Source organism: Paenibacillus sp. FSL H7-0940 (genome assembly GCF_037979415.1).
Lineage (GTDB): Bacteria > Bacillota > Bacilli > Paenibacillales > Paenibacillaceae > Paenibacillus > Paenibacillus amylolyticus.
Map to the genome: position 1 here is coordinate 36,349 of NZ_CP150280.1, position 23,104 is coordinate 59,452.

The window sequence follows — 23,104 nt, forward strand, 5'->3', positions numbered from 1 at the left end:
AATGTCACATGAGATATGAGCATGCAGCAATATATGTTAGGGTATCCACAACAAAGGAGTCACAAAAGTTCAGTCCAGAACACCAACGGATGGATTGTGAAGAGAAAGCCAGACAGCTAAGTTTAAAGGTTCGTGAAGAGTACATATATGTAGACAGGGATAGTGGTACATCCATTGTTGGAAGACCTTCTATTCAGACACTAATTGAGGATGCAGGTAAGGGTTACTTTAAAACCATCCTCTTTTCTTCTTTATCTAGATTCTCTCGTGATACGTATGACTCGTTAGGTTTGAAGAGAACTCTTGTGGATAAGCTTGGTTTAAGGGTTGTATCCTTAGACGAGAACTATGATTCACAAGTTGATCATGACGAGTTTAAATTTCAAATATTCTCAGCAGTTAACCAAAAGTTGAGTGAGCAAATTAGCATATCATCACGAAGAGGTATACGTCAGTCTGGAATGAAAGGAAATTATTTAGGTACTATTGCACCATTGGGCTATGACAAAATAAAGGTCGATGATAGGAAAACCATTATACCTAATGAACGTGCCAGGATCGTTCAACTCATTTTTGATATGTATGTCAATCAAAAGATGGGTGAGAAAGCTATAACAAAGTATCTGAATAAAGAGAAAGTTCCCTCTTACAGAGGAGGGAAATGGGGAGTAACGTCTGTAGAGCGTATACTAACGAATGAGATATATACAGGTAAAAACATATTTAATAAATTTACAGTTGTAAAGGTTTATAACGATATCAACAATATCTCTGATAAATCTAGAAAGTTGGTTAAGCGTGACAAGGAGCTATGGGAAGAAAGCGGTAAGCAGACTCATGAAGCAATTGTTAGTGAGGAGCTATTTAGAAAGGCACAGGAGATACGGTTAGAGCGTGGCGGTGGAAAGCGTGGAGGGGTAAGAAACAAAGTCAATGTATTCGCTGGTATAATCAAGTGTAAGCATTGTGGATCATCATTAAACATTGTGACCTCAAACGGCAAGAAGAACAGCTATCGTTACTTAGTTTGTTCTAAGAGAAGAAGACAGGGTGAAACTGGATGTGAAAATCACAATAGGATTCCATACGACGATTTCAAAGATGCTCTTATTGAAAGATTGAGCGAGAAACTTAGAAGTAAAACAAAGTCGGGAAAGACTGTAACCTTCACTAAAAAAGCGAAAGAAGATACCGGAAAGTTAATCGTTAAATATGAGAAGCAGATACAGAATACACGTAAATTGCTTTTTGAAATCCGAAAGCAAAAGTTAAACGATGAAATTGATGATGAGCAATATGAGTTTGAGAAGGAACAGTATGAACAAGAGATTAAACAGAAACAAGAACAGTTGTCCAAAATGAAATCTGAATTAGAACGAGCTTTGAATGACAGTGAACAGTTTAATGAGATAAACATCTCACTTGATGAATTATCAGATCTAGGACAATTTACTGAAGTAGACCAAGTGAACCTGATCCTGAAAAAATTAGTGTCAAACATTACAGTTGATAAAGCAAACAATGTTGAGATCCATTCTGTATTGGGTAGGCTATAGTTTTTTTGTGTGTTTCAAACCATATTTCGAATGTGATGCAGAAACTCAATGTTAAGGGTCGTTCGCAGGCAGTTGTCGAGCTGATTAAGCTTGGAGAACTGAAGATTTAGTTGCGAATTACAGTTAGGATTAAGTAGCAGCATGAAAGCCTTTCTCTATTCTTTGTCATGAAGAATGGGGCAAGGCTTTTTTGCTGCAATGGACCATAAAATAAGGGAGTTAACAATAAATTGAGGGAAGATCCGAAACGTAGCATCGCTTGTTTTCATTTTTTAGTAGACCATAATGATTACATATATGAAGATAAGGCAGTAGAATTGAAACAATGGTTTTGAACGGACGAATGGGTTCTTAAAACATATTTCCATGAGTTAGACAACACAGTTACACTAGAACGTAGAGGACAGAAATGACCTGAAGAAGCGGAGCGTTCGCCTTTATCCCCAGATTTTCACCCTTATAAAAAATGATTCAAAAAATCTGGGGATAACAGTGATCGAAAGGTTATTATGTCAGCGAAGTGGCAAGTGTAACTATTCGGTATTTCAACTTATAATAATAATGAAAGGATGAGCTGAATGGATCGCTTTTTTAATAAATTCGAAGACCAATTTCGAGCGGGTTTTCTATCCGATCTGGAACAAACGCTGGCTAAGGTGCAACATGAAAAAGTATATGCTTGTGTATTTGGAACAGACAGTGATTGGATAACGCTGTTCATGGCGGTAAATACAGAGGAATCCCTGACTAGGCATATTACCAATATGAAGGAACAGGGGTTGTGCGACAGCGAGCAGGACGAGATCTATTACAGATGGGGCTGCTCCGAATATCAATATGGCGAGGATACGCACTTTAACCATATCAGCCGATTGTTGTATGCAACAGAAGATGTCCAGAAGTATAAGGATGAGATCATTCGAATCATTGCCAAAGTTGTGAATGAGACAACAGGTGACGTTTTTGCCCGGTATGGACAAGCCAAAGCAGACATTACGTTCTTTGTTTCTCTAACAGATGACGATCTGGCGGAGGAGATTGAAAATCAATCGGTTCATCTAATGACTGTCCCCAGCTTAGCCAGCAAGTTCTTAAAACGATATGATGGCATCAGTTAGAACGAGTTAACTTAGTTAAATTGAATCAAAATGAATTGAATCGTTGTACCGCGAAAGTCTTTCCTATTCTTTATCCAAAGAAGGGAAGAGGCTTTTTTTGTTTTAGCGTGAAAAAATGAAACAACCGAATCCATAATAGTTTATCACTTATAGATTCCTATTCATTTGAATGAAACTTCTCCATCTTTTCTTCGAAAAAGACTGATAAAAGAGCTGCTCCAATTCCTCGAACTCTGCTTCGTTCAGATGAAGATGGAGTTCTTTTTCGCAATTTTGGCGGCAGGCTGGGAAGAAGATTTTCGGCCTCCGGCTTTTCGTTTGATCGGAATATGAAATTGCAGCAGGTCTTCGAGCTGATTCCAGCCTTCCCAACTCAGCCGACCTCCGCGTTTCCAGTCGATAGCATAGAGGGCATAATAGGCGTGTCCTTCTGTTTGTTTGGAAGCCATAATCCAGATGGAAGGAATGAGCTTTTCCCGTTGTCTTCGATTCATTAGAATTGCACCCCTCTCGATTCTCAATATAAAGGACATCAACTATGCGTATCAAGCAGGTGAGGGTCTATACACGCTCAGATCATTGCAAAAGTCATGTTAAATTTCTCTTGATTTGCAGGATCGTCTTGATTAGAATAAAGTCATAAAAATGATTTTCTTAATTTATTAAAAATAATTAAAAATAATTTTCATAAAGTGAGGACCTCATGGCAGCCATATTACGTGCGTTGCAGCAAGAACTGAATAACCTTCCGTCTCAGGAGCGACGTATCGCCGAAGTTATTATGCAATCTCCATCGGACATTCCCAGCTGGACGATTAGTCATTTGGCAGAGCAGAGTGGCACAAGTGCAGCGACGGTAACCCGCTTTTGCAAGTCGTTTCATTTCAAAGGTTTTCCCGATTTCAAAATGAAACTCGCCGCAGAATTGTCCCACGCATCTGATGAAACGGCGTATCAGGATATTGTAGCGGGCAATTCACTATCCAAAATTGTTGAAGCTATCGAAGCCAACCACCTCGCGTCTATTGCAGATACCACCCGTTTGCTGGATTTGGGCAGATTGGAGCATGCTGTTCAATTATTGTGCCAGGCTCGCCGCATCGATCTGTACGGTGTGGCTACCTCTTCGGTTGTTACACAGGATTTCTATCAGAAATTGGTGCGGATTGGCAAGAGCTGTACGGCTTTCTCCGACTCACACATGCAGATTACATCCGCATCTTCGCTCGCTGAGGGAGATGTGGCGATGGCCGTATCCTATTCAGGCGAAACACCAGAGACCATCGATGCCCTGCATTGTGCCAAACAGGCCGGAGCTTCTACGATTTCACTGACTTCCTATGGCAGTAACAAGCTTGCAACTGTATCCGATATCCCACTATTCACGTCCTCTCTGGAAGAAGGCATGAGGCGTGGAGATATGGCTTCACGTATTGCACTGCTGCATGTGGTCGATATTTTGTTCACAGGCATGGTAAGTGCCGACTTCGACCGTTTTATCCCCAGACTGGAACAATCCTATCACAATGTGCAGTCCTATCGAGTCCAACACAACGGAGGTGCCTGACAGATGAAGATGAATATACGCATTTTTGAAAATGAAGAAGATTTGAACGCCACGGGTGCTGGCCTCATTGCCAGCTTGTTGCAAACCAAACCACGGGCTGTATTGGGGCTTGCGACAGGAAGTTCTCCTGTAGGCATATATAAACAGCTTATCACGTTGTACCAGAAGGGGCTTGTCAGCTTCTCACAGGCTTCTTCTTTTAATCTCGATGAGTATGTCGGACTTCCAACAGAACATCGCGAAAGTTACCGCAGTTTTATGAACGAACAATTATTCAATCATATCGATATAGATATTGCTAGATCGCAAGTGCCTGATGGTCAGGCTGCAGATCTGGAACAGGAATGTAATTCCTATGAACAACGGCTGGACGATCGTGGACCGGTAGACCTTCAACTGCTGGGCATCGGACATAATGGTCATATTGGCTTCAATGAACCGGGAACGGAGCTGACTGGACGAACACATGTTGTGGATTTGAAAGAAGAGACGAGAAAGGCAAACGCACGCTTCTTTGACAGCATTGATGAAGTTCCGGCTCAGGCGATTACAATGGGTGTCGGTACCATTTTGAAAGCCAAACAGATTCTGCTCATTGCCCGTGGCGAGGAAAAAGCCGAGATTATCCGCGAAGCTTTTATGGGGCCAATCACAACTGCCTGTCCTGCATCGCTTTTGCAATGCCATCCAAATGTGGTGGTACTGCTGGACCGTGCAGCAGGGAGGCTGGTGAGATGACCGAGGTGAATAGCCGTGAACCTGGGAGCCAGCGTGATGAAAATATTTCTCTTCTTCGAGGCAGGCTGCTCCTTGCAGATGAAATACTGGAAGACGGTGTAATAGCCTGGAGGGATGGGGAAATCCTTTATGCCGGGATACCAGAAGGTCTTCCTGAACGGATTCTGAGCGAGGCTTTGCCGCTGTCAGTACCGGAATGTGGTCTCATTGTGCCTGGATTCATTGATATCCATGTGCATGGTGGGAACGGAGAAGACTTTATGGACGCAAGCCCGGAGGTGTTGGACAAGATCACTTCTTTCCATAGTACGCAGGGAACAACAGCGATGCTTGCAACTTCCATGACGGCTCCGAAAGAGCGACTGGACAGCGTACTTGCTGAAGTGGACCGCTACCGTTCCGGTGAAATGCCATATGCACAGCTTGAGGGCGTACATCTGGAAGGTCCATTTTTCAGTCCGAAATGGCCTGGTGCGCAAAATCCGGAACATATCATACTGCCTGATGTATCCTGGCTCGAAGCATGGGAGAAGCAATATCCTGGCCTGATCCGTCAAGTTACGTTGGCACCGGAACGTGAAGGCGCGCTGGAAGTCATTTCATGGCTGCGAGAACAACGGATTACAGCGGCACTCGGTCACACGGATGCGACCTATGAAGAGGTGGAGCGGGCAGTGGAAGCCGGACTGCATCATGCGGTTCATACATTCAATGCCATGACACCGTTGCATCATCGGCTACCCGGGGCTGCCGGAGCCGTGCTGAGTGATCCGCGCATCAGTGCTGAGGTGATTGCCGATGGTATTCACGTACACCCTGCGGCGATCTCGATCCTCGCTCAGCTGAAGCAACATGATGATCAACTCGTGTTGATTACAGATGCCATGTCTGCTACGGGATTGGATGATGGGGAGTACAAAATCGGTGACCTGCCCGTAATTGTGAAGCATGGCGAGGCCAGACTTAAGGACGGCGGCGCACTGGCGGGAAGCACACTGACAATGATTCGCGGTTTCCGTTACCTGATACAGGAAGTGGGCTTGAGTCTGAACGCTGCATCAAAAGCAGCAAGTCTGACCCCGGCACGCTTGCTCGGCATTGATCACCGGACAGGTTCCCTGGCTCAAGGAAAACAGGCAGATATCATTTTGCTGAATGCGGAGCTGGATATTGAGGGTGTGTGGGTGAAGGGCAGACGGATCGGCGAGTCATATTAGATATAGAAAATTAGTATCGTGCTAATAACTCTCATTTGTGATGAATAGGTCTTCGGAGTTAAAACTTGGCTTTTATCTGTGTAGAGGCAACACCTTGCGCAATATGTTAAAATAGATCTCAAAAAGACGGGATCTGCGGATCACGCATAACGGAGGCGTGAAACATGGAACGTAACGCTATGCTCGAACATGATCCGTTCATCACAGTGTTGGCGGAGAAGTTGCACATACACGGATATTATGCCTTTTATGGCGAGCATTACAATGAGACCGATATGGAGCTGTACCGCAGGCATCTGTTCACATCATTCAGCAACATCGTATGGGTAGAGCTGGATGCACGCAAAAAGTATATGATTGTCGATCATCGTGGACGCAACACAGTCATGAAACTGATCGAGGGTATGCTGAATACACGTAGAACGCTGCGAGCAAATCAGGCAATGGCAGGTACGGACACCGCTGGAGTCCAGCAGGAGATCGCACATTTATCCAAGCTAGTGCACATGCTGAAGTTCACAACATTCCGCACATAAGCGAAGTGTGATATGTAGGCTGTAATAAGCGGCGTGAGTAGGAAGAGTATAATATGTGGCACTCATAAGCAATGAGTATCAACGAAAAAATTAAAATAAACACCAAGAATAATAAGAACACTACAAGAGTATACGTGAGTAACATGGAAGAGTTATAAGTTAGGTTTCAAGAAAGAATGGACTAGGATCTCGAAAACAACATTTCACTACGATTCCATTCTCATAAGTAGTTTTCTCCGTAGGCCGCGTAGCGCTAACGAATCTGTGAAGCCTTATTCCAATGATTTGGCAGTCATAGAAAATGTAACGAATCTCAGACACGCTATTTAATGCAATTTAACGATATTTCGTTACTTAAACATGTCTAAAGCGCAAATAAGATGTCTACGATTCGTTAGATTATCAAACCTGCAAAATTTCAAGTAATAAGGTTTGTGAGGTTCTTTAGACGACAGTTGGCAATCTCGATGAAAGCTATGGGTTGGACTTAGATAGTACACGAGTAAACGAAAGAGAGAGTCCTGTCATAGCTGACGGAACTCTCTCTATTTTCCTTATACAACGACTCTTCAGTTCAGCAACAACCATATTCACTCATTAACTCGTTCAACGGGGATGCAAGCTTCTGAAGCTAACTCATGTAGTAACTCATATCTTACTAACTTGGCACAATCCATAGAATTAAGATAACAAAGCTTCCTAAAGATCACAAAGTTACTCACCGAATTCTATAGATATCTCCAAAGATCTATCCCTATCCACAGATCCATCCAACATTCCTTCATTCATCTAATGTCTGAATCCTCTTTGAAGTGGTCATCTAAACGAAGTCACAAAACTGCTGAACAGCGTCCGAACATCATACTGATACTTATTGATCGGCTCAATTGGCCGGTTCTCTCCGAGAAGAGTGTAGACGGCGATCCGTGCTGCCCGGACCGAATATTCTTCCGTGAATACCACGTCATCGGGAATTTCGCAGAATTGGCTGATAAAGGCCAGATTGGTGGAGCCTTCAGGTACAACCTTCGGTCTGTCGCTGTTTAGTCTAGGCATGAATTGCGCTGTAATGTATGGCATCATGCAAGGAATGCAGTTGGCGGTAGCCATGATGTCCTCTTGATGTTCCTGAAAATGAAGATGGCCGATCAACTCCTGCATAATCTCTTCCCCTGTACAGTCGCACATTCTTTTCTTCACGTAATCGCCCACGTTATCCGGGGATAATCCGTATCCCCAGAATACGTTGACATGCTCCGGCTGACCACGGAAGTGCGGCTGGAAGGCGAGAACGACAGACATGAACCAGCTGGAATCCTTGAAAGTAACCAGAGCACCGGTACCTGCCCGGTTGCGTGTGAATTTCTCCATCAGATCAAAGAAGACCGAATCCTGGAAGGTGACCGTAAACGATTCCCATTTGGACTCATCCACATGATCATTAAATGAAGAAGGATTGCCCAGCAACGGTTTCTTGGCGGCAATGTTCTCCCACAGCTTCCATGAGCTGCCCTTGCCGTTCAGTTTCGGTGCGGAAGTCATGGAGCCGATATCGGCCCCTTCGGTCATCGAACCGTTTGTGACAATGACGAGATCACCTTCGAGGATGTCAATGACTTCCTCTTCACCTCCCCTGAGCACATGCATCCGACTTACCGTAATGCCGTCTCCGTCTTTGAAATCCAGATCGGTAACCGTACATTTCAGCGTGAAATCAACGCCAAACGGTTCCAGGTAGTTATGCAATGGCAGGATAATCGAGTCATATTGGTTGAACGGTGTGCGGGTGACACCTTCCAGCGTTTGAATTCTTGGGAATTCGTGAAAAAAGCGAAGCATGTATCTTTTGAATTCCACGGCGCTATGCCAAGGCTGGAAAGCGAAGGTGGTCGCCCACATATACCAGAAGTTTGTTTTGAAAAAATGAGGGCCAAACCAGTCGTTGATTCGCAATTTACCCAGCGTGTCTTCAGAAGTAATAATCAGTTTGCCCATCGCCAACCGGTCCGCCATATCAAAACCCATGGAGAGCACATCTTCGACCTTGCCGTCACGGTTGATGAGCCGCGCATTGGAATGTGTGGGATTGGCATCGTCAAATTCGGTGATTTCCTGTCGGACAGATATGCCCGGACGGTCGATGGAAGGGATGGAAGCCAGCAACTCCCACAGATTCTCATAGGCCTCGTCATTGAGCATCCGTCCGCCGCGGATGATATATCCTTGATCGGGATTACCAGCACCGTCATTGCTGCCGCCGAGAATCGGCATTTCTTCGATAATGTGAATATGTTCTCCGGAAAAGTCACAATCTCTAACCAGATAAGCTGCACCCGCCAAAGATGCAATGCCGCCGCCTACAAAATAGACCTGTTTATTACCATGTTCTTTCTTCACGATCATTCGCCTCCAAAAGTTACTGTAATCACATCCCTAATGTAAACCATGCAGGTTCCGTAAGGTATGATCAAAAGAAAGGGAGTGTCCAATTTTTGGTCACTTGTAGTAAAGTGTCTAAAACCTAGGCATAGATCACATGTGAAAAAAGCCGCGCATCCTTAAGTGGATGGCAGCTTATTCTCATACCTGTGCAGTGCCCTCAGGACATTGCCTTCGATTAGCTCACTGAGCTTCTCAATAATCTGTTTTGGCGGTTCTTGCATGTTGCCCCTCATCCATTGAATGATCAGCCCAGTGAAAGCCAGGGTATAGAAGTTGGCAACGAACTCTTTGTCTTCTCCGCGGACCTTAATCCCGCAGGCGAGTTCATCAATAACACCCATGATCAGATCATGGGTTACTTCATAGAGGTATACATCCAGGTGGGTACGCCCGAGCGAGTTGAGTGTGTTGCAGCAGAACGTTTTGTTGTTCTCGATGTAACAAAAGATTTTATAGAATCCGTCCGTCCATGTGCTATAGCTTCGGTACTCCGTAAGACTCTCCACCGCTTCAGTCTGATAGATCCACCCAAGCAGCGCGTAAATATCCTGAAAATGATAATAAAAGGTTTGCCTGTTCACGCCGCAATGATCAACCAGATGTTTGACCGTAATTTTGTTCAGTGGAGTATGCTCCATCAGTGATTTAAGCGAGTGAGCCAGCGCATTTTTGGTCAGGTGAGAAGTAGACACAACATTCACCTCATCATTTTGGATTAGCTTGCTGGGGTGTAAAGGTAGGTAAACACCTCATGGCAAAAGCCCCGCAGCGAAGTCGCTGAACATAAGCAAGTCAAAACGCAGGAATCCCAAAAGACCCTGCCATCCACAAAAACCCTTTAGCTATCAACATCTTCGTTACCCGATCCACATCATACTCCATAAGGTTCATTCTAAGTACTGAATATCAATCGATTCAAACAAACCTCCAAAGGCCAACGCTTGAGTTATCTCTATCAAAACCCTTAAAAGTTAGCCGTCGTCTAAAACCAGTCACAATAAAGCAACCGCTGTAAAAGCTGAAACCTAGTGAAGGAGACCGAATCAAAAAAGACTATAAGGTCGCGTATGTTATCTCCCATACACTAAACCATTAAAACCGAGACCTCGTCTATAAAATCAGTCATAGGAACAATGATAACGAAGTTATCGAGAAAAAAATCGAAAAAGTGTTCAGCAGCCCATCGTTAAGGTAATCTATCACACTAACCCATCAAAGTGAGACCCAATCCTTCGAAGCAGCCGCGATAAGGCTACAACGTAACGATCGCGACAAAATCCAAAGAAACGGCCTATAGGACTAGCATTTTGTTATCTCTAATACACTAACCTTTTTAAAAGTAAGCCTCCATCGTCTCCATCATAAAAAGCAGCCATCAAAAAAACTACAATTTCACCAAAGAAACAAGAAACAAGAAACAAGAACCAAAGAACCAAAGAACAAAGAACAAAGAACCAAAAAAAAGAATCAAAAAAAAAGAACAAAGAAACAAAATAAATAACAAAAAAGACGACCCGAAGGCCGTCCTTTTGTTCTCTTAATTACACTAACCATTCAATAGTTAGCTCAATCCTAAAATCAGTCATGCGAGAAGCTGCAACGTAGTGAAGGGGACGAAATCGATTCTGAAGAAGCGGAGCGTTCGCCTTTATCGTCGGATTTTACCCTTTGAGAAGGGGAATCCAAAAAATCCGACGATAACAGCGATCTAAAGAACGATTCGGCCCCGGAACGTCCACTCAGCACGCCCTCATGAACTGGTTTTAACACGATGAGCCCTAACTATTACAAACTCTTCAAAAACTGAACAATCGTCAACAACCCTTTATCAAAGTTCTCCAGGTTGAAGTGCTCATTCGGTGCATGTAAGTTCTCATCCGGCAAGCCAAAGCCCATCATGACAGCAGGGATTTCGAGTACACGTGAGAGCTTCTCCACAATCGGAATGGAGCCGCCATCTTTGGTAAAGAGGGCACGAACGCCATACACGTGCTCATACGCATCTGCCGCTTTTTGCAGAATTGGATTGGAAGGATCGGTGTTGAAAGCAAAAGCTTTTTCGATCTGTTTCACATGCAGCGTTGCACCTGGTTGAACGTGAGCACGCAGATGTGCTTCGATACGATCCAATACATGCTGTGGATCTTGATCCGCGACAAGGCGGCATGTAATTTTGGCATGAGCTTCCTTCGGAATAACCGTTTTGCTGCCTTCGCCCTGGAAACCACCCCATACGCCGTTCAATTCCAATGTTGGACGAGCGCCAACACGTTCCACGAACGAGTAACCTTCTTCGCCGTACAATTGCTCCAGCCCGAGGTCTTGACGAAGCTGTTCTTCATTGAAGCCCTGTTTCACAAATTCTTCTCTCATCTCAGGAGACAGTGGCAGAACGCCGTCGTAGAAACCATCTACACTCACACGACCTTGCTCATCATGCAACGAAGCGAGCAGGGATACAAGTGAGTGCAGTGCGTTAGGTACACCACCACCAAATGAACCGGAGTGCAAGTCGGTATTGGCTGTGTTCAGATCCACGTGAAGCGAGCAGAGGCCACGCAGGCCAGTGGAGATTGCCGGTTTTCCTTTTTCAAGCAGGGACGTATCCGAGATCAGTACCATGTCTGCACGCAGCTTGTCTGTATGTTCATGCAGATAGATGGGCAGGTTCGGGCTGGAGATTTCCTCTTCGCCTTCGATACAGAACTTGATATTAACTGGAAGTTCCTTGTTTTCGGCGAGAATGGCTTCAACTGCCTTGATATGTAGGAAGATCTGTCCTTTGTCATCCGTTGCACCACGGGCATACAGCTTGCCATCACGAACGGTAGGTTCAAAAGGAGGTGTGTCCCACAGGTTAAGCGGATCAACAGGTTGTACATCATAGTGTCCATAGATCAGAGCCGTTGGTTTGCCGGGTGCATGCAGGTGATCTGCATAGACAATCGGATGTCCAGCCGTTTGAATGACCTCTACGTTTTCCATGCCTGCACGTGTGAGCGCATCTGCTGCCCATTGTGCTGCACGGTTAATATCCTCTTTATGCTCTGAAATGGCAGAGATACTTGGAATGGACAACCATTCATTCAGTTCTGCCAGGTGTTTTTCTCTATTTTGTTCAAAATAAGTCTGTTCTTTCATTAAAAAGGCCTCCTTCATGTTTGCTATATCTCATTGTAATCCATTTTGTCATGTTAATAAAACATTGGTTAAAAAAATGATCGGTTACAGATCGTTTCATTCACCTGAGGATTGTGCGTATAATACAAGAAAAGGATTTCATCCATATATTCTCAGGGGAGTTGAGGAAGTTTCCATGACAGTCAGACTCGATGCAAGCAGGCAGGTGAGCAGCGATGGAACCGACTAGGAGTGATCGAATATTTGGCAGATTCAAGCGGTTATCCGATTTGAAGGCTGGAAGGCATAAAGGACGATTTTATCGAAACAGCCTCATGCTTATTTTACTCATTGCCAGCATTCCCGGACTAATCACAGGTATCGTCATGTATCAACAGGTTGTTGGCCGGATGGAAATCGAGTTCAATCAGATGCACCAGAACCAGATTGAGAACCGGGCACGTAATGTGGATGACCAGCTGGCTTATCTGGAGATGAACTTATCCCATTGGGCTTTTGAACCGAGGTTTGGCAATGCACTGCGAACGCTGGATTTTGTGTATTATTTTAATGAGACGCAGGAGATTGTGACTACCTTATACGTATTACAAGGTTCTCATCCACTGATCAAGTCAGCACAGCTGTATTTGCAGGAGCCGAAGCCAATCTTGTTTAATCGGGATTATACCGAATTGAACGATGAAGCGAAAGTACAAGCCTATGATCGATACCTTTCCATGGGGAACCACGTGTACTGGACAGATTGGGTTTCCAGCATCAACAGTGATACCGAACCTTCGACCAACGATAGTCCACTGCATACGGATGCAGGCAATGCACTTGTTCTAGTACATAAGATACCGGGGGAGAGCATTAATCCGTTTGGTGCACTGATCATCACGCTGGATAACGAGAAAGTCGCCAGTTTATTGAAAACGCTTACTCCGTATGACGAAGGTTTAACGTTCCTTATGGATCAGGAAGGAAACACACTGGTTACCGGGAATCCGGGAACGGCGGGAGAGACTTCTGCTTTTGAGCAGCAGCTAAAAGAAGAAGTAGCCCTGCATGCGGACAGCCGCTCATTCCTGTTCCGATATGAGGATCAGACCTATTCTGTCTCATACGGTTCATTGAGCCGGATCGATTCAGACTGGACTTACGTCTCCGCAGCACCTTTGACCTCAGTCACTTCGCCAGTCAAACTGGTATCCAAAATCATCGTCATTGCGAGTGCAGGCAGTCTCATCCTGGGATTGTTGTTATCCTGGTTTGCTTCCCGCCGCATCTATTCGCCTGTAGCACGGATGCTGCATCTGCTTACGCCTGGCAGAAACGAAACAACACTAACGGATGCCAAGCTGGACGAGTTTAAGCTGCTGGAGCAACAGTGGAACGAACTGACCTCCCGCAATGTCACGGCACATCGCCAATTGCAGGAGCAACTTCCCCATCTGCGCGACAGTTTTGTCTTACAACTTGTACAGGGGCATCTATACGCCTATAACGAGCAGGATCTCCAGCAACGCATGCGTCATCTCGGATTTGAGTTGGAGGGCCAGCAGTTTTTGCTGGTGCAGATGTATTATACGGGGTATGAGCAGCTGCAAGGCAGATTTGGAAGCCAGGACACGGGATTAGTCACCTTTGCAGCAGTGAATATTACACAGGAAGTTGCGAAAAATTATTTCAGGCAGATCAGTGTCATGAACTTTCATGACCTGTCTTCCGCCATGCTTGTGATCGCTCCCCAGGACGAACCTGTGAAGTCACAAGCGCTGTTATGGGGACGGGAACTGGTGGAGGTCATTGGACGTACGCTCAAAATGAAGGTGACCTTGATGGTCAGTCGCCCGGCAGCTTCACTACAGGAACTGCCCGGACGATTCGTCGAGATGGAACAGGCCGTGGCTTATCGCAGTGTGGAGGAAGGAAGTCAGATTCTCGATCTGGAGGATGAGGCGTGTTTCAGCAAAAATGAAGCAGCTTCCTATCCGCTTGGGCTGGAAAGGGAATTGTTACAGGCGGTCAGGCTGGGCAAACAAGCCGAAGCGGAACGTGTGCTGGAACAATTCATGAGTGAGATTACGCGGACGGGCAGTACCGAATTTCAGGTGCAACAGATGATGCTTCAATTGCTTGGCAGCATTCAGCACATGATGCTGCAAACGGGTGTCACACCTTATAAGCTGTTTGGTGGTTACAACATGTATGAGCAACTATCCGGTATTCGTGAACCTGTACAGATGAAGCAATGGATGATGAATGAGGTACTCATACCTTATATACAAGAGGTTGAGGTACGATCGCAGGAACCGCTGAAACTGGTGGTGGAACGAACGATGTTGTATATCGATACACATTACCGCAGCGACATTTCGCTGGAGAATTGTGCTGACGAGGAGCAGATGACACCCTATGCACTGAGTAAGGCTTTCAAACAGGTATCGGGCATCAACTTTATTGATTATCTGACACGTGTGAGAATGGATGCGGCGAAGCAATTGTTACGGGAGACAACGATGAAAATTAATGATGTTGCGGCGGCTGTGGGATATCAGCATAGTTATTTTAATCGGATCTTCAAGAAACAGGAGGGAGTTACCCCGAGTCAGTATCGCGATCAATGGTTTGGACAATAACCTTTTATATCTTTGTCATTTCAGACCGGCATTCGGCTTTAGCGGATGCCGGTTGTTTCTTTTTTTACCGTGATACAAGGAAGGATAAACCCGCAAAAATGTACAATTCTACCTGCTACGTTATATGCAATTTCTTGTGAAAATGGCGTTATAGCGGGCTTTTCGGCCATCATGTCGTAGCAATGCAAAAAATGAAGGTTGCCGGAAACCAGGCGTCTGTATAGTCTGAATAACAGGTTAATTGATAACGCTTACATATTTGAGGGAGGGGAGACATGATGAACGGGAAGACGGACTGGAATACCAACGGCACTGCAACCACCCAAGCGGATAGGGCCACAAGGCCCATGAGACGAGAGTCCAATTGGAAAAGGCAGATCAAACGAAACAAGTGGTTATATGTGCTTGTGCTTCCCGGCTTTTTGTACTTTGTCATCTTTAAATACTTGCCCATGTGGGGGATCATCATTGCCTTTCAGGACTACCAGCCTTTCCTGGGCATCTGGGAGAGTAACTGGGTGGGGCTAGAGAACTTTACGAACTTTTTCTCCAATCCGGACTTCTTCCGACTATTACGTAATACGCTGGTCCTTGCCCTGTATGATCTCATCTTTTTTTTCCCGGCACCAATCATTATCGCTTTGTTATTAAATGAAATTCGGGTCGCTTTCTTCAAAAGAACGATTCAAACGCTGGTCTATGTCCCCCATTTTGTATCCATGGTGATTATCGCCAGTATCACGTACGTGTTTCTGACCCCGCAAGGCGGGGTGTTATACGACCTGATCGCCTGGATTACAGGCAAGCCTATTGATGTACTCTCCAGTCCGGGTTCGTTCCGTCCGCTCATTATTGTTCAGATGATGTGGAAGGAGATGGGATGGGGAACAATCATTTTCCTGGCAGCCCTTGCAGGTGTCGATACGGAGCAGTATGAAGCTTCTATTGTAGACGGCGCAGGACGGTTACGGCGGATGTGGCATATCACGCTTCCCGCGATTCGCACGACTATTGTCATTTTGCTCATTCTCAGACTGGGGAACTTCCTCGATACCGGATTTGAGCAGATCTATCTAATGACCAACTCTCTCAACCGGGATGTCGCAGACGTCTTTGATACGTATGTGTACACGGTGGGGATCACGCAAGGTGCATTCAGTTACAGTACCGCTGTTGGACTATTCAAGTCTGTGGTGGGGATCATTCTGGTGCTTGGCAGTAATAAACTTGCGAAAAAATTCGGTCACCCCGGAATTTATTAAGGAGGAGCGCCCATGAACAGCCGTCTATACAACAGCCCTGCCGGCAAGGTATTTGATATCTTCAATTACGTCATGCTGGGGATTCTGGGCATATTAACCGTCCTTCCGTTCCTGTATATTATAGGGAATTCTTTCGCAACGGAAGCCGAGATCACCGAACGCAGTTTTTTCCTCATCCCGAAGGTATTTTCCTTTAGTGCATATGAGTATATTTTTTCCTCGTCCACGATCTTTCGCAGCATTGGTGTTTCCATCTTCATCACGGTGGCAGGGACACTGGTCAATCTGTTCTTCACACTAACGATGGCCTATCCACTATCCAGAAGTGACTTCTGGGGTCGTAACGTCATGATGAACATGGTGATTTTCTCGATGTTATTTGGCGGTGGCATGATTCCAACGTATCTCGTCATTCGTGGACTGGGACTGCTCGATTCTTACTGGGCCCTTATGCTTCCTGGCGCGATCAGCGCTTTTAACTTAATAGTTGTCAAAAACTTTTTTCAGCAAATGCCGCCCGGGCTGGAGGAAGCGGCCCGCATCGACGGCTGTTCGGATTTAGGCGTGCTGTGGCGAATCGTTCTGCCTTTATCCAAACCGGTCATTGCCACGTTTGCCTTGTTCTACGCCGTAGGCCACTGGAACAATTTTTTCTCGGCACTGCTGTACATTTCCGACAGTGACAAATGGCCGCTGCAAGTCATGCTGAGACAGATCGTGTTACTTTCGCAAGCCAGTGTCGGAGATATGGCTAATATGGACCCCAATTTTGTGCAGCCACCAGAGCAGTCAATTAAAATGGCGGTGATCGTTGTAGGTACCATTCCGATTTTGCTGGTGTATCCGTTTTTGCAGAAGCATTTTGCCAAAGGTGTCATGTTAGGTTCAATCAAAGGCTAAAGCCAAGGGGGAGAACGTATGGGACAAAAAACGGGATTCAAAAAAGGTGCACTGCTACTCTCTGCGTCACTGGTACTTAGTACGATCTTAGGAGCATGCTCCACGGATAAAACAGGTTCAGGAACCGCTGCGGGTGGCACCGACGAAATTACCATTATGCTTCCGAACTTTGAAGCGGAGAATCCGCCAGAGAACAGCCCGGTCATCCAGAAGCTTGAGGAATTGACCAAGGTGGATGTGAACTTGCAGTGGGTGCCGAGCAGCTCGTATGAAGACAAATTCAACATCACACTGGCCTCGGGAAAGCTGCCTCAGATTATGGTGGTGTTAGGGAAGTCTCCAAGTTTCATTAATGCGGCCCGAACCGGAGCATTCTGGGAGCTTGGTCCTTATCTGAAAGATTATCCGAATCTGAGTCAACTGAATGAAATCATCACCAACAATGCATCAATCGATGGCAAAACCTATGGGATCTACCGGGCACGGGCCCTGGGACGTAATGGGGTTACAATCCGCAAAGATTGGCTGGAGAATCTGGGGCTCGAAGAGCCGAAGACGATTGATGAATTTTACAATGTATTAAAAGCTTTCACGAAGGATGATCCGGACGGTAACGGTAAGGATGATACGTACGGTCTGGTTGCCAGCAAATTCACGGGCCCGTGGGATAACATGCAGGTATGGTTCGGTGCGCCCAACAAATGGGGAGATGATGGCAGCGGAGGCCTGATCCCGGCGCATGAGACACCAGAATACATGGAAGCCCTGAAATTTTTCCGTCAAATCTATAGCGAAGGTCTGGTGAACAAGGACTTTGCCGTGATGGATGCAACGAAACTGCCTGATCCATTTGTGAATGGTCAAGCCGGTGTCATGGTGGATGTAGCAGATAATGCGCAGCGCATGGATCAGAAAATACTCGATAAAGACCCTAATGCGACAGGACGTGTGGATGTGCTGCAAGCGATGGAAGGTCCAAAGGGATTGCGTGATATGCCAACGTCCGGTTACTCAGGCCTGATTGCCATTTCCAAAAGCAGTGTCAAAACGGAAGAAGACCTGAAGAAGGTACTGAGCTTTCTGGATCAGCTGAATGAACCGGAGTTGCAGGCATTGTTGTACAACGGACTGGAAGGCAAGCAGTATGAGAAAAAAGAAGACTACATCATACCGAGCACTGACAAGCTTGCGCTCCGCGACCTGCAGGGTTTAAATCAGATTTTGATGTTTGTACCGGAAGACAGAACGCTTCGTGTCCAACAGACACCTGTCCGTGAAAAGGTTGCACAGGTGCAGAAAGCCAACGAAGAGATTGTCATTGCCAATCCTGGCGAACCGCTGATCTCTGATGTTTACGCTCAGAAAGGACCGCAGCTGGACAATATCATTAACGATGCGCGAATCAAATATATCGTAGGTCAGATTGATGAGAAAGGATTCGAAGATGCTGTTGCCCTGTGGAAGAATAACGGCGGAGACGATTATGTCAAAGAAGTCAATGAATTGTACGCTGCACTGAAGTAGTCTTATAAGCCAAAGCCCGGTAGCCGTGCCTTCAGTGTAGGGGAAACAGCCGGGCTTTCCTTATCGCTGTAATGGCTTGATTCGCGAACAAAATTTCATCCAACTTTCTGGAAATTATGACTTCCTGAATATGGTTTTTGATGTATAATCAAAACAAAACAAACCTATATGAACTGAAATGAACGTTATTGGTAAAGCTGGACACCACACACTCTTGGACACGCAGGGAGGAAGGCAACATGTGGAACGGGGATGCTTTTGAAAATCCCGAGGCGCAGTACAGGGTCCATCCCTTTTGGTTCTGGAACGGGGATATGGAAGAAGAACAGATTAAGCGGCAAGTGGCTGAGATGGCGGCGCAAGGTGTAGGTGGATTCTTCATCTGTCCACGTCAGGGACTGCAAATTCCCTATCTGTCGGAAGCGTGGTTTGATAAGGTGCGGATTGCAGTGGAAGCGGCGGCTGCTCACGGCATGCAAGTATGGTTATATGACGAATATCCATATCCAAGCGGGATGGCTGGTGGGGAAGTGACCCTTGATTTTCCTGAAGCGAAGCAGCGACAGCTCGTGCATCATCAGTTGGTGGCTCAGGGCGGAGAAGCTGTGGATCTGGAGTTGCCGTGGGGACGAGTCTTGGTTGCCAAGGCGATTCCCAAGGATGAACAGGGCAAACGGTTGTGGCATGAATCCATTGACTTGCGCAGCAAAATCGGCAATATCCAGACCGATCAGGTGTATCAGGAGACCGGACTCACATCGTATAACCGCAAGCGGTTCTTCACCTACCGAACAGCGTTCCGCTTGTTGTGGGATGTTCCCCCAGGTGATTGGGAGTTGATTATATTTCAAGAAATGGAGATCGACGATTTCAAATATTACGGCAACTTTGTTGATCCTTGCCACAAGGAAGCGATGAGTCGTTTTATTGAACTGACACATGAGCGTTATAAGTCAGCGGTTGGAGATCAATTTGAAAGCGTAATCAAAGGCATGTTCTCGGATGAGATTGCACCGCTGGGTCGTATCCCATGGTCACACCAGCTTCCCCGTTATTTCAGCGAGCGTTGTGGATATAGTCTGATCGATTCGCTACCGGCCCTGTTATATGGCGATGTTCCGGACGCGCACCGGATTCGGTATGACTACTATCAGTCACTGCATCTGCTTCTCAGGGAGTCCTATCACAAACAGGTGCATGATTGGTGTGAGGAAGCAGGAATCCAGTACGCAGCAGAGGTGCCTGGCGTACGGATGACCACCCAGTTGTTTAGCCATATGCCAGGCGGTGATTCGGCCCATGAGAAAATCGGACGATCCTTATCGTGGATTCTGGAACGATATGGCCAAAAGATGCGTGACAATCCCAAGATGGTCAGTTCGCTTGCCCGGCAATTGGGCCGAAGCCGCAATCTGATTGAATGTTTTCATAGTGTAGGCTGGTCGATGACGCTACAAGATGCGAAATGGATGATTGATCGAATGGCCGCCATGGGCACTAATTTTTATAATTTTCACGCCTTTTTCTATACGATTGGTGGGCTTGCGAAGCATGACGCACCACCGTCTCAATTTTTGCAGAATCCCTACTGGAAGCATTTCCGGCAGTTAGGGGATTACACCGGACGTTTGAGCTATCTCATGAGCACCGGAGCAGCAGATATTCGTATTGCTGTGCTTGACCCAACGACGACATTCTGGAGTCTGATGGGTAATCCGCTGCATGGATTTGAGTATAGCGGCGAGGACGAAGCAGAACGGGTGCAACTGGAGCGTCTGACGAAGGACTGGATGCGGATCACGACACATCTGCTCGAAAACAGACGTGACTATGATCACCTTGATCCCGAATTGTTGGCTGAAGCTGACTTAACGGATGGCATCATTCAGATCGGCGTTGCCCGTTATGACGTACTGATTCTGCCACCGATGCTGAATCTGGAGGCCGCGGCCTGGGAACAGGTGAAGCGATTTGTTCGGCAGGGAGGAACTGTTATTTCTGTTGGGATGTCTCCGCATATTGCGATTCAGCCGGGAAGTCCGGAGGGGGAGGAAGCTGCCCAGTTCTTTGGTGCGGGTGAGCAGCCGCAAGAGGTGTACTGGGGCCGTAACGTGACAACAGATCACGATAACCGTGAAACCATGTGGCATCAGGGTGAGGGGAATGCCTATTTTCTACCCGCAGGAACGGGGCAGGGAGATGACTTTTCGCTCGAGCTAATCTCTCTCCTGCTCGATCAGGTATTGCCGGAACCCATCTGCTGGATCATGGAGGAGGAAAGCGCCTCCCTGCTGATGCATACCCGTCAATTGTCGTCTGGGGAGCATATGGTTTTTTTGACCAATCAGGAGGGTCAGGACCTGAAGGGTCAATTGAAGCTGGTCGCCAGACAGTTGTGGGATGGAACGAAGCTGACAGAGGGTGCTTGTCTGGTGGCAGAACGACTTGATCTGGAGACAGGGCAGCTTCAGACATTGCCGTATACGAGTAGTGGTGGGGAATGGTGCATTTCACTAACACTGGCGCCTTATGAAGCGCATGCTGTTCGTCTTACTTTACAACCTGCGAAGGAAGAGGCATTAACAACGAAGTTGGATGTAACAGACAAAACGGGTTCGACGTTCGTAACGGATGTTTCGGTAGGGGCCAATCTGGCCCATAAGATCATGGTCCCTTCAGAAGGGCCATGGCGACTGGAAACGGTGCAGCCTAACATTTTGCGAATGGGACAATTCCATCTTCAGGCTTCCAATGTTAATGGTGTGATTCTGGAAAGCCAGCATGTAGCTGTAAAACCGTTTATTGATCAGGCGGCAGAATTATCGGAGCAGCAGCATCTGCCAGTCCAGTTTAATCAGGTATTTGGCACACCGAAAAAAGCATCCTTAGCCTATCCCATCGAATGTCGATATACGACTACATTTGAGCTAAGAACGGCATTGCCTGCATGTTTGTTATTTATGGACAGAGCGGCGATTTCGGGCACTTGGTCGATGGAGATTAATGGGCAACCACTTGGAAAAGAACAGTTTGATCCAATTGAAATCACCGATCACAATAATATCGCTTGTGATATCACGGAGTTGTTGCACAGCGGTCTCAACGAAATGACGGTGATTGTGCAGGTAACGAAAGATGAGGATGGCATCGTGGATCCCTTGTATCTACAGGGAAGATTCGGCGTGGAGTTCCATCATGAAGGCATGGTTTCGCTTGTGCGGGAATCGGATACGGCCCTTTGTATCGGACCTGAACCGCAGCCGCTGTATCCCCATTTTGCCGGGGAAATGAGTTATAAACGTACTTTCTGGCTGGGTGAGCCAGGGGAAGATATTACCTCGTTTGAACTGGAATTTAGCGATTGGCGTGTGCAGGATGTGACGGAAGTGCGGGTGAACGGACATAGTCTGGGTGTGAGATGCTGGTCTCCGTATCGTTGGAAGGGAGAGACCTCCTGGTTGCGTCCGGGAGACAACGACATTGAAGTGCGGATTACCAACACATTGATCGGCCTGCTGGAAGGTACGTATTTTGATTCGGAACATCATCAATTACAGGATGCAGGTCATGTACCCGTTTGAAGAATTAGGATAAAGGAGTGGAAGTAAGGGATGGGACATCGTATTCAGTTTGACCGTTATCCAGGTGGTGTGATGAAAGCGTTAACGCTCAGTTATGACGATGGAGTGGTGCATGATCGCAGACTGGTGGAAATCTGTAATCGGTATGGTCTACGAGGAACCTTTAATCTGAACTCCGATACCCTGGGTAATTCAGGCCGCATTGAGGCTGGGGAAGTCGCTGAACTTTATACGGGGCATGAAGTAGCCGTTCACACGGTTACTCACCCTACGCTGCCTTATGTTCCGAATGAACTATTGACCGAAGAGATTATGGAGGACCGAAAAGCATTGGAGCAGCTTGTTGGTTATCCGGTACGAGGCATGGCTTATCCCAATGGAGGGTACGACCGGGCGTTAAGTACAAAGCTGGAGTGGCTTGGCATTGATTATGCCCGTACCGTTAAATCACATGGCAGATACACGTTGCCAGATCGGCCGCTTGAATGGCATCCGACGTGTCATCATAACCATGATCTGGCGGGGCATGCCAAACGTTTTATCCAACATTCCAAAACAGGTACGCCACTATTACTCTACGTCTGGGGTCACAGTTATGAGTTCAATGACAACGACAACTGGGAGATCATCGAACAGTTTGGTGAGCAGATTGGCGGCAGGGACGATATCTGGTATGCCACGAACATCGAAGTGATTGCCTATTGGAAAGCGGTGCAACGATTGGAGTGTTCAGCAGATCGCTCCATCATCCATAATCCGTCTGCCATCCCGGTTTGGTTCACCGCAGATCAGCAGGTTGTTGAAGTGCAGGGCGGAGAGACATTGCGGCTAAGCGAACGAATCAAGGTATAGGGAAGGGAGCTGACGATCATTCGTTATTTTCATGAGAACGAGGCGATTG

Annotated in this window: 16 protein-coding genes and 1 pseudogene; 13 read left to right on the plus strand and 4 right to left on the minus strand. The window is 46.5% G+C overall.

Annotation, left to right across the window (positions count from 1 at the left end; genetic code table 11):
• Positions 1 to 8: 8 nt before the first annotated feature.
• From MHB71_RS00215 to MHB71_RS00225, 3 genes and pseudogenes are all read left to right on the plus strand, one after another.
• Entirely contained in the window at positions 9 to 1,556 is a 1,548-nt protein-coding gene (locus tag MHB71_RS00215) for a recombinase family protein (protein ID WP_340028501.1), read from the plus strand.
• Positions 1,557 to 1,567: 11 nt separating this feature from the next.
• A pseudogene (locus MHB71_RS00220) lies at positions 1,568 to 1,666 on the plus strand (LuxR C-terminal-related transcriptional regulator); the annotation flags it as partial.
• Positions 1,667 to 2,134: 468 nt separating this feature from the next.
• Positions 2,135 to 2,674: a DUF4303 domain-containing protein gene (locus MHB71_RS00225; protein WP_340028502.1), complete on the plus strand. Its 540-nt coding sequence runs from the start codon at positions 2,135 to 2,137 to the stop codon at positions 2,672 to 2,674.
• Positions 2,675 to 2,916: 242 nt separating this feature from the next.
• Here MHB71_RS00225 and MHB71_RS00230 read toward each other — a convergent pair whose 3' ends face one another.
• Positions 2,917 to 3,168 carry a hypothetical protein gene (locus MHB71_RS00230; RefSeq protein WP_340028503.1) on the minus strand — a complete coding sequence of 84 codons (252 nt, stop codon included), beginning with the start codon at positions 3,166 to 3,168 and terminating at the stop codon, positions 2,917 to 2,919.
• 209 nt (positions 3,169 to 3,377) lie between these two features.
• On the opposite strand from MHB71_RS00230, the gene MHB71_RS00235 reads away from it, so the two are divergent.
• The 4 genes from MHB71_RS00235 (at position 3,378) to MHB71_RS00250 (ending at position 6,732) form a co-directional block, all read left to right on the plus strand.
• Positions 3,378 to 4,241 (plus strand): MurR/RpiR family transcriptional regulator, encoded by an 864-nt coding sequence (locus tag MHB71_RS00235; protein WP_340028504.1) that lies wholly within the window; start codon positions 3,378 to 3,380, stop codon positions 4,239 to 4,241.
• A gap of 9 nt (positions 4,242 to 4,250) precedes the next feature.
• Positions 4,251 to 4,979: a glucosamine-6-phosphate deaminase gene (nagB, locus tag MHB71_RS00240; protein WP_340030255.1), complete on the plus strand. Its 729-nt coding sequence runs from the start codon at positions 4,251 to 4,253 to the stop codon at positions 4,977 to 4,979.
• Positions 4,976 to 6,196, plus strand: a complete 1,221-nt coding sequence (nagA, locus tag MHB71_RS00245; RefSeq protein WP_340028505.1) for an N-acetylglucosamine-6-phosphate deacetylase — start codon at positions 4,976 to 4,978, stop codon at positions 6,194 to 6,196. Before nagB ends, nagA begins: the two co-directional genes overlap by 4 nt.
• 164 nt (positions 6,197 to 6,360) lie before the next feature.
• The gene (locus tag MHB71_RS00250; RefSeq protein ID WP_036673485.1) at positions 6,361 to 6,732 is read left to right on the plus strand and encodes a hypothetical protein; all 372 of its coding nucleotides are present in this window, start codon (positions 6,361 to 6,363) and stop codon (positions 6,730 to 6,732) included.
• 816 nt (positions 6,733 to 7,548) lie between these two features.
• On the opposite strand, the gene MHB71_RS00255 is transcribed toward MHB71_RS00250, so the two are convergent.
• The 3 genes from MHB71_RS00255 to MHB71_RS00265 form a co-directional block, all read right to left on the minus strand.
• Positions 7,549 to 9,135 carry an oleate hydratase gene (locus tag MHB71_RS00255; RefSeq protein ID WP_340028506.1) on the minus strand — a complete coding sequence of 529 codons (1,587 nt, stop codon included), beginning with the start codon at positions 9,133 to 9,135 and terminating at the stop codon, positions 7,549 to 7,551.
• 155 nt (positions 9,136 to 9,290) lie between these two features.
• Positions 9,291 to 9,866, minus strand: coding sequence for a TetR/AcrR family transcriptional regulator (locus MHB71_RS00260; protein WP_076329045.1), 576 nt, complete (start codon positions 9,864 to 9,866; stop codon positions 9,291 to 9,293).
• A gap of 1,093 nt (positions 9,867 to 10,959) precedes the next feature.
• Positions 10,960 to 12,315, minus strand: a complete 1,356-nt coding sequence (locus MHB71_RS00265) for a dipeptidase (RefSeq protein WP_340028507.1) — start codon at positions 12,313 to 12,315, stop codon at positions 10,960 to 10,962.
• Positions 12,316 to 12,530: 215 nt separating this feature from the next.
• Between MHB71_RS00265 and MHB71_RS00270 the strand changes: the two genes are divergently transcribed.
• From MHB71_RS00270 to MHB71_RS00295, 6 genes are all read left to right on the plus strand, one after another.
• Positions 12,531 to 14,936, plus strand: coding sequence for an AraC family transcriptional regulator (locus MHB71_RS00270; protein WP_340028508.1), 2,406 nt, complete (start codon positions 12,531 to 12,533; stop codon positions 14,934 to 14,936).
• Positions 14,937 to 15,283: 347 nt separating this feature from the next.
• Complete coding sequence (locus MHB71_RS00275) at positions 15,284 to 16,198, plus strand: sugar ABC transporter permease (protein ID WP_340030256.1); 915 nt, start codon at positions 15,284 to 15,286, stop codon at positions 16,196 to 16,198.
• A 12-nt stretch (positions 16,199 to 16,210) separates the two neighbouring features.
• Positions 16,211 to 17,098 carry a carbohydrate ABC transporter permease gene (locus MHB71_RS00280; RefSeq protein ID WP_017692544.1) on the plus strand — a complete coding sequence of 296 codons (888 nt, stop codon included), beginning with the start codon at positions 16,211 to 16,213 and terminating at the stop codon, positions 17,096 to 17,098.
• Positions 17,099 to 17,116: 18 nt separating this feature from the next.
• The gene (locus MHB71_RS00285) at positions 17,117 to 18,622 is read left to right on the plus strand and encodes an extracellular solute-binding protein (protein ID WP_340028509.1); all 1,506 of its coding nucleotides are present in this window, start codon (positions 17,117 to 17,119) and stop codon (positions 18,620 to 18,622) included.
• A gap of 239 nt (positions 18,623 to 18,861) precedes the next feature.
• Positions 18,862 to 22,203 carry a glycosyl hydrolase gene (locus MHB71_RS00290; RefSeq protein WP_340028510.1) on the plus strand — a complete coding sequence of 1,114 codons (3,342 nt, stop codon included), beginning with the start codon at positions 18,862 to 18,864 and terminating at the stop codon, positions 22,201 to 22,203.
• Between the two features lie 30 nt (positions 22,204 to 22,233).
• Positions 22,234 to 23,055, plus strand: coding sequence for a polysaccharide deacetylase family protein (locus MHB71_RS00295; RefSeq protein ID WP_340028511.1), 822 nt, complete (start codon positions 22,234 to 22,236; stop codon positions 23,053 to 23,055).
• Positions 23,056 to 23,104: the final 49 nt, after the last annotated feature.

Bases quoted from the DNA above. Each gene is read 5' to 3' on its own strand.
- MHB71_RS00215 (WP_340028501.1), top strand. From the start codon at position 9: ATGAGATATGAGCATGCAGCAATATATGTTAGGGTATCCACAACAAAG.
- MHB71_RS00225 (WP_340028502.1), top strand. From the start codon at position 2,135: ATGGATCGCTTTTTTAATAAATTCGAAGACCAATTTCGAGCGGGTTTT.
- MHB71_RS00230 (WP_340028503.1), bottom strand. From the start codon at position 3,168: ATGAATCGAAGACAACGGGAAAAGCTCATTCCTTCCATCTGGATTATG.
- MHB71_RS00235 (WP_340028504.1), top strand. From the start codon at position 3,378: ATGGCAGCCATATTACGTGCGTTGCAGCAAGAACTGAATAACCTTCCG.
- nagB (WP_340030255.1), top strand. From the start codon at position 4,251: ATGAATATACGCATTTTTGAAAATGAAGAAGATTTGAACGCCACGGGT.
- nagA (WP_340028505.1), top strand. From the start codon at position 4,976: ATGACCGAGGTGAATAGCCGTGAACCTGGGAGCCAGCGTGATGAAAAT.
- MHB71_RS00250 (WP_036673485.1), top strand. From the start codon at position 6,361: ATGGAACGTAACGCTATGCTCGAACATGATCCGTTCATCACAGTGTTG.
- MHB71_RS00255 (WP_340028506.1), bottom strand. From the start codon at position 9,135: ATGATCGTGAAGAAAGAACATGGTAATAAACAGGTCTATTTTGTAGGC.
- MHB71_RS00265 (WP_340028507.1), bottom strand. From the start codon at position 12,315: ATGAAAGAACAGACTTATTTTGAACAAAATAGAGAAAAACACCTGGCA.
- MHB71_RS00270 (WP_340028508.1), top strand. From the start codon at position 12,531: ATGGAACCGACTAGGAGTGATCGAATATTTGGCAGATTCAAGCGGTTA.
- MHB71_RS00275 (WP_340030256.1), top strand. From the start codon at position 15,284: ATGAGACGAGAGTCCAATTGGAAAAGGCAGATCAAACGAAACAAGTGG.
- MHB71_RS00280 (WP_017692544.1), top strand. From the start codon at position 16,211: ATGAACAGCCGTCTATACAACAGCCCTGCCGGCAAGGTATTTGATATC.
- MHB71_RS00285 (WP_340028509.1), top strand. From the start codon at position 17,117: ATGGGACAAAAAACGGGATTCAAAAAAGGTGCACTGCTACTCTCTGCG.
- MHB71_RS00290 (WP_340028510.1), top strand. From the start codon at position 18,862: ATGTGGAACGGGGATGCTTTTGAAAATCCCGAGGCGCAGTACAGGGTC.
- MHB71_RS00295 (WP_340028511.1), top strand. From the start codon at position 22,234: ATGGGACATCGTATTCAGTTTGACCGTTATCCAGGTGGTGTGATGAAA.